General features: G+C 72.0%; 5 protein-coding genes. 2 read left to right on the top strand and 3 right to left on the bottom strand.

Translation table 11 applies throughout. The annotated features are described in order from the left end of the window. Positions 1 to 136: 136 nt before the first annotated feature. On the bottom strand, positions 137 to 1,471 hold the full coding sequence (locus tag ACIRST_RS10385) for a helix-turn-helix domain-containing protein (protein ID WP_402801475.1): 1,335 nt from the start codon (positions 1,469 to 1,471) through the stop codon (positions 137 to 139). A 329-nt stretch (positions 1,472 to 1,800) separates the two neighbouring features. Here ACIRST_RS10385 and ACIRST_RS10380 point away from each other — a divergent pair, with 329 nt between their 5' ends. Then, on the top strand, positions 1,801 to 3,042 hold the full coding sequence (locus tag ACIRST_RS10380; RefSeq protein WP_350520729.1) for an Ig-like domain-containing protein: 1,242 nt from the start codon (positions 1,801 to 1,803) through the stop codon (positions 3,040 to 3,042). A 138-nt stretch (positions 3,043 to 3,180) separates the two neighbouring features. Here ACIRST_RS10380 and ACIRST_RS10375 read toward each other — a convergent pair whose 3' ends face one another. Next, positions 3,181 to 3,759 (bottom strand): TetR/AcrR family transcriptional regulator C-terminal ligand-binding domain-containing protein, encoded by a 579-nt coding sequence (locus ACIRST_RS10375; protein WP_350520728.1) that lies wholly within the window; start codon positions 3,757 to 3,759, stop codon positions 3,181 to 3,183. A gap of 100 nt (positions 3,760 to 3,859) precedes the next feature. Between ACIRST_RS10375 and ACIRST_RS10370 the strand changes: the two genes are divergently transcribed. Further along, entirely contained in the window at positions 3,860 to 5,080 is a 1,221-nt protein-coding gene (locus tag ACIRST_RS10370) for an alpha/beta hydrolase family protein (RefSeq protein ID WP_402801472.1), read from the top strand. 168 nt (positions 5,081 to 5,248) lie between these two features. Here the strand turns inward: ACIRST_RS10370 and ACIRST_RS10365 are convergent, their stop codons facing one another. Then, positions 5,249 to 5,983 (bottom strand): flavodoxin family protein, encoded by a 735-nt coding sequence (locus tag ACIRST_RS10365; RefSeq protein ID WP_402801470.1) that lies wholly within the window; start codon positions 5,981 to 5,983, stop codon positions 5,249 to 5,251. Between the last annotated feature and the right edge of the window lie 17 nt (positions 5,984 to 6,000).

The following is a 6,000-nucleotide window of genomic DNA, read 5'->3' as shown; positions in this document are numbered from 1 at the left end:
GGCCACAATAATGGGTGCCCGGACCGCGGCAACTTTCAACAAGAGTAATCCCCCGGAACAATCCCTCGGAGCGGTCCGCCGGAACATCCGGCGGACCGCTTCCGTTTCCCGCCGCCCGGTCGTCACTGCCCGGTCGTCACTGCCGGAAAGGGCTCGGCTCCCAGGCCTTCCCGCCGATCGGATAGCTGTACAGCGGCCGGCCCTTGACCGCGCTGGTGCGGAACGGCGTGCCGTCGCCGAGGCCGATGGGCAGCGTGCCCTTCCGGTTGCCGCTGGACCACTCCAGTTCCAGGTACCAGCTGACGTCGTGGGCGACGGTCTCGGCATTGACCTGGATGACCTCCGGGTCGGCCTCGCTCACCTTGACCGGCAGGCCGGTGCTGCCCTCGCTGACGACCGGACGGGGGCGGGCGGCGTCGAAGTCGATGTCGTAGGACTTCTTGTCGACCCCACCGCCGCAGCCCTCGCCCATGGAGTAGGCGTTCCAGGCCAGCGGGGCCGCGATCCGGGCGACGCGGACGTTGAGGGCGGTCAGCACCACGGTGTCGCTGCCGGTGCCCTGCACGGCGAGCTCGATCGACTGGTAGTGGCCGGGGACCGCGCCGACCCTGGCGGCCCAGGCGGAGACGTCCGCCACCGCGGGCGGCCTGGGGACTTCGGACGGCGGGCGGTCGACCACGTACTGGTCGCACGCGCTGACCCAGCCGGACGGGCGGACCGTGACGGTGATCGGGGCGCTCGGTCCCTGGTCGGCGGCGGCCGTCGACCCCGACGGGGTCGCGCCCGCGGTGACCGGCGCGGCCGTGGCGCCGGGAGTCGGGAGCGGGGCCGGGGATCCGGTGGACGCCCCGGCGTCCGCCGCCGGGGCGGGAGCGGACGTGGGGTCACCGCCCCGGTGGGGCCCGAGGCCGGTGGCGACGGCCCCGATGGTGGCGAGCACCGCGGCAGCCGTCACCGCGGCGAGTACACCCCGGCGCACGCGCCGGCGCGGCGGTACGGCGGGGGTGCGTGCCGGGGCGGCCGTCCCGTCCTTCGCGACGCTTCCCGCGGCCCGTGGCGGTTCGGGTACGGCCTGCAGTTCCGGTACGGCCAGCGGTTCCGCCTCCGCCTCCGGTTCCGGTTCCGGCGCCGAAGGGGCCACCGGTGCCACGGGCTCGGGGGTCGCAGGACCGGGTGCCGCAGGACCAGGCGCGGGCGCCTGCCGGTTCCCCCGCGTCGCGTGGGCGATGACCCACAGCCGGTAGAGCTCGGTGCGCTCCTCCGGTGTTGCCCGGCACAGTCGCGCGAGGCGCTCCAGCGGGTCGTACTCCACCGGCATCACGTCGCCGTTGCAGTAGCGGTGCAGGGCCGACGTGCTCACGTGCAGCCGTTTCGCCAGTGCGCCGTAACTGAGCCCCGACCGGCTCTTCAGCTCCTGGAGCAGCCGCCCGACCTCGTCCGCCGCCGTCAAATCCCCGGTCCCCTCTGGCACTGGTCCTCCACCCGCTCGTGCACTCCTCGGTGATCGCGCCCCCGGCTCCGGCCGTCGCCGACCGCCGGGCCACCGGGGCGCCGGCTGACGTGGGCTCCGGCAGACAAGCACGCTGTAGACCGCCCCGTGGTTCCCCCGGGGAGGCCGGCGGCACCGGCCGCGCCCTCCCGGCGCCCCGCGGGATCGTCCCGCGAGCGCGTCCCAGGAGGGTTACATCTTCCCAGGTCACAGGGGGTGGAAGCGTCCCAGCGTCCCTGATCGGCGGCCCGCCGTTGCGGCGGGGACGAACCGTCGCACAAGCTGCCGGCGAACACCGAGAGGGAGCGACTGTGAGCACTGTTCGGGCGGCCCGGGCCGCGATACGCACCAACGACCGTTTCCACCGCGGCGCGGTGGCACTGGCCATGGGCGGGGTCCTGCTGATGTCTGCGGCCTGCGGCGACGGCCAGGGCGGGGGCGACGGCGCTCACGCCGCCGCTTCCGGCACTCCCGGCGGGGCGGCCGCCGCGGCGACGCCGAAGACGTCGACCGCGGTGCTGGACGTCGAGCCGAAGGACGGGGCCCAGGGAGTCGCACCGACCGCCCTCCGGGTGTCCGTCTCCCACGGCAAGCTCACCACCGTCGACGTGACCGACAAGGAGGGCAAGCCCGTCCCGGGCTCGATCACCCCGGACGGCACCGACTGGAAGCCCGCCGCCGCGCTCGCCCCCGGCACGGCGTACACGGTGAACGCCCAGGCGAAGGACGCCGACGGTCTGCTCTCCGCGGCCACCAGCGCCTTCACCACCGTCCCGCCCGGCAAGCAGGTGTCCACCAACGACAACATCGCCGACGGCCAGACCTACGGCGTGGGCATGATCGTCAAGGTGGACTTCAGCACGAAGGTCGTGAACAAGGACGCCGTCGCCAAGGCCATCACCTTCGAGACGGACAACGGCACCGAGGTGAAGGGCCACTGGTTCGGCGACGACCGGATCGACTTCCGTCCGGCGGACTACTGGAAGCCGGGGACCAAGGTCACCATCCACTACCGGCTGAAGAACGTCGAGGTCGCCCCCGGCGTCTGGGGCGACGTCGACAAGGACGAGCCGTTCACCATCGGCCGCTCCCAGATCTCCACCGCGGACGCCGCCACGCACCAGATGACGATCGTGCGGGACGGCAAGTCCACCACGGTGCCCGCCACCCTCGGCGACGACAAGCACGCGTCGTGGGGCGGCACCATGGTGATCATGTCCAAGGAGAAGGTCACCCACATGAACTCCCAGACGGTGGGCCTCGGCAACGAGTACGACATCCCCGCCGTCCCGCACGCGATGCGGCTGACGAGGAGCGGCACCTACCTCCACGGCAACTACTGGTACAAGGGCGACCCGTTCGGCAAGGCCAACACCAGCCACGGCTGCGTCGCGCTCAAGGACGTGGAGGGCGGCAGCGACACCTCCCCCGCGGGGTCGTTCTTCAACAGCTCGATGATCGGTGACGTCGTCACGGTCGTGAACACCAAGGAGAAGACCGTCTCGCCCGACAACGGCCTCGGCGGCTGGAACCTCACCTGGGCCAACTGGTAGCACCCGCGGCCCGCGGGGGAGCCCGCCGGACGGCCTCCGTTGTCGCGCGACCTCCGTCGTCGCGCGGCCGCCGTCGTCGCGCGGCCGCCGTCGTCGCCGGACGGCCTACGTCGCCGTGGACGCACTGCTCGGGCCCGGTCAGTTGCGGTCGCCGAGCAGTCTGTCGACCAGGAGTTCGGGGTAGCCGTGGTCCGGCGGGTCGATGCCGAAGATCGCCCGGACGTAGAACGGCGCGATGAGCTGGTCGAGGATCTGCTCCAGGGGCGGTGGGTCCTCGCCGCGGGCCGTGGCCCGTTCGCGGATCTGCTCGATGGAGCGCATCCGGCGCCGGAAGTGCTGCGCGCGCTCGTCCTGGGCCTGGGTGCTGTTCGGCATGGACAGCACGACGGCGCGCACGAGGGCGCGTCCCTGGGGTGTGCGGATGCTCGCGACGCTGGCCTGGGCCCAGGCGAGGAGGTCGCCGCGCAGGCTGCCGGTGTCGTTCAGGGGTGAGTCGCGTTCGAGCCGGGTGGTCACCATGTCGGCCAGGAGGGCGTCGAGGCTGCCCCAGCGCCGGTAGACGCTGGTGTGGTTGACGCCGGCGCGTTGTGCGATCGCGGGGATGTTGAGGTCCTCGCCGTCGGGGTCGGAGAGCAGGTCGATGACCGCCTGGTGGACGGCTTCGCGGACCTGTTCGGGGCTCCTGCGCACTCGTGCGGGCGCTTGCTTGTCGGTCATGCCTCCATCGTAAGCACAGATATTTGCTTCTGGGGATCCGGGGGGCTACTGTTCCCATCTCAAGCACAAATCTGTGCTTGCGGGTGAAGGGGAGTGTGTGATGAAGCAGCTGCTGTTCCCGAACAACATCCAGTTCTGGTACGAGACCCTGCGCTCGATGAGCCACATCGCCTACGGCGGCGCGGACTTCGGCGAGGTCGTCTCCACCGCCGAGCGCATCACCGAGGGCGACTACGGAAGCTGGTACACCGAGTGGCTGGCCACCGCCGACCGGGTCTCCCGCGACGCCGGGAAGGCACTGGCGGCCGGTCACACGGTCAGCGCCCGGGACGCCTTCCTGCGGGCCTCGAACTACTACCGCTCGGCCGAGTTCTTCCTCCACGGCCACCCCTGCGACCCCCGCCACGACCACGCCTACGAGCGCAGCGTGGCCTGCTTCCGGTCGGCGGCCGCACTGTTCACCCCGATCATCGAGCCGGTCGAGATCCCCTACGAGGACACCACCCTGCCCGGCTACCTCTACCGCGCCGACGACTGCGGCACGCCGCGCCCCACGCTCATCATGCACAACGGCTTCGACGGCACCGCCGAGGAACTGCACTTCTTCGGCGCGCTGGCCGGCGTCGAGCGCGGCTACACCGTGCTGGTCTTCGACGGCCCCGGCATGCCCGGGCCGCGCCACCGCGAGGGCCTGGTCTTCCGCCCCGACTGGGAGAACGTCATCACCCCCGTCGTGGACTTCGCCCAGACCCTCCCCGAGGTCGACGACGACCGCATCGCGCTGCTGGGGATCAGCATGGGCGGCGTCCTCGCCCCCCGGGCCGCGGCGTTCGAGCACCGCCTGGCCGCGCTGGTCGCCGTCGACGGCCTCTACGACCTCGGCCAGACCTCCGTGCGCAACATCCCCGGCACCCGCGAGGACGCCGAGCAGCTCCTGCGCGCCCCGTCCGCCCCCGAACTCGACGCCGCCCTCGAACAGATCATGACCAAGGACCCGATCGCCCGCTGGGCGATCAACCACGGCATGTACGTCATGGGCGTCGACACCCCGCGGGCCTTCAACGCCTCCTACCTCGACTACAGCCTCGCCGGCGGCATCGCCGAACAGATCCGCTGCCCCACCCTGGTCTGCGATGCCGAGGACGACATGTTCTTCAAGGGCCAGCCCGAGCAGCTCTACGACCACCTCACCTGCCCCAAGGACCTGATGGTGTTCACCGCCGAGGAAGGCGCCGGCGCCCACTGCCACCCCGGCGCCATGCGCCTGACCCAGGCCCGCATCTACGACTGGCTCGACGACACCCTCAACACCAACGCCTGAGAAGCAGGCGGTGACCGACGGCGGCACCGGGCCCGGGTGCCGCCGTCCGCCGGCGGCCCTCCCGAACGCCCCCGGCGACAGCGATGGCGGCGGCGGTGCCGGAACAGCGCCGACGACGGGTCGGGCGCCGGGTCAGGCGCCGGGTCAGGCGGAAGGCCAGGCGAGGGGTCAGGCGCCGGTCAGGGCCGTCGGCGCGTCGTCCGTCGCCCGGAGGGACGCCGACAGGGCGCGGGCCTCGTGTTCGGTCATCCGGGGGGTGTCGTACGGCAGGGCGTTGACCCACCGCTGGGTCAGCCGGGCGATCCGCTCGCCGTAGCGCTCGGCGGTGATGAGGTCGCCGCGCGAGCCGGCCCGCTCCGGCCCCTGGTCGGCGTGGCTCTGACTCATCAGGCCCAGCCACGAGCCCAGCCGGTTCACGTCGTCGCGCGAGCCGCCGCTCCAGTTGTTGCCGGGCATGTCGCCGACGCCGATCCACTGCATGCCCAACTGTGCGGCGAACAGCGCCAGTTGCTCCAGGACGGCCAGCTTGTCACCGCTCTGCGAGGCGGACATCGTGAAGCCGCCGGCCAGCTTGTCCTTCCACGCCTGCGTGACGAACGGCGTGAACGCCGCCTCCATGAACGCCTTGAACACCGCCGACACGCTGCCCATCAGCGTCGGACAGCCGAGGACGATCGCGTCGGAGCGCTCCAGCAGCTCCATCACCCCGGCGTCGTGCCAGCGGCCCGCGACGACGTCCTCGGGCCGCACCTCGACCAGGTGCACGTCGGCGCCGGGCACCCGCCGCGCCCCGACGGCGAGGTGCTCGGCCAGGACCCGGGTGTGCCCGTGCACCGAGTGGTAGACCACCGTCACGGTGACCTTCGGCGCATCCTGCTCGCGGTCGACGTCCTTGACTGCCATGACTCTTCACTACTTTC

The sequence above is a fragment of the Kitasatospora sp. NPDC101447 genome (assembly GCF_044767225.1).
GTDB lineage: Bacteria > Actinomycetota > Actinomycetes > Streptomycetales > Streptomycetaceae > Kitasatospora.
Note: the sequence above shows the minus strand (reverse complement) of the source record. Positions and strands in the feature narration are given on the sequence as shown.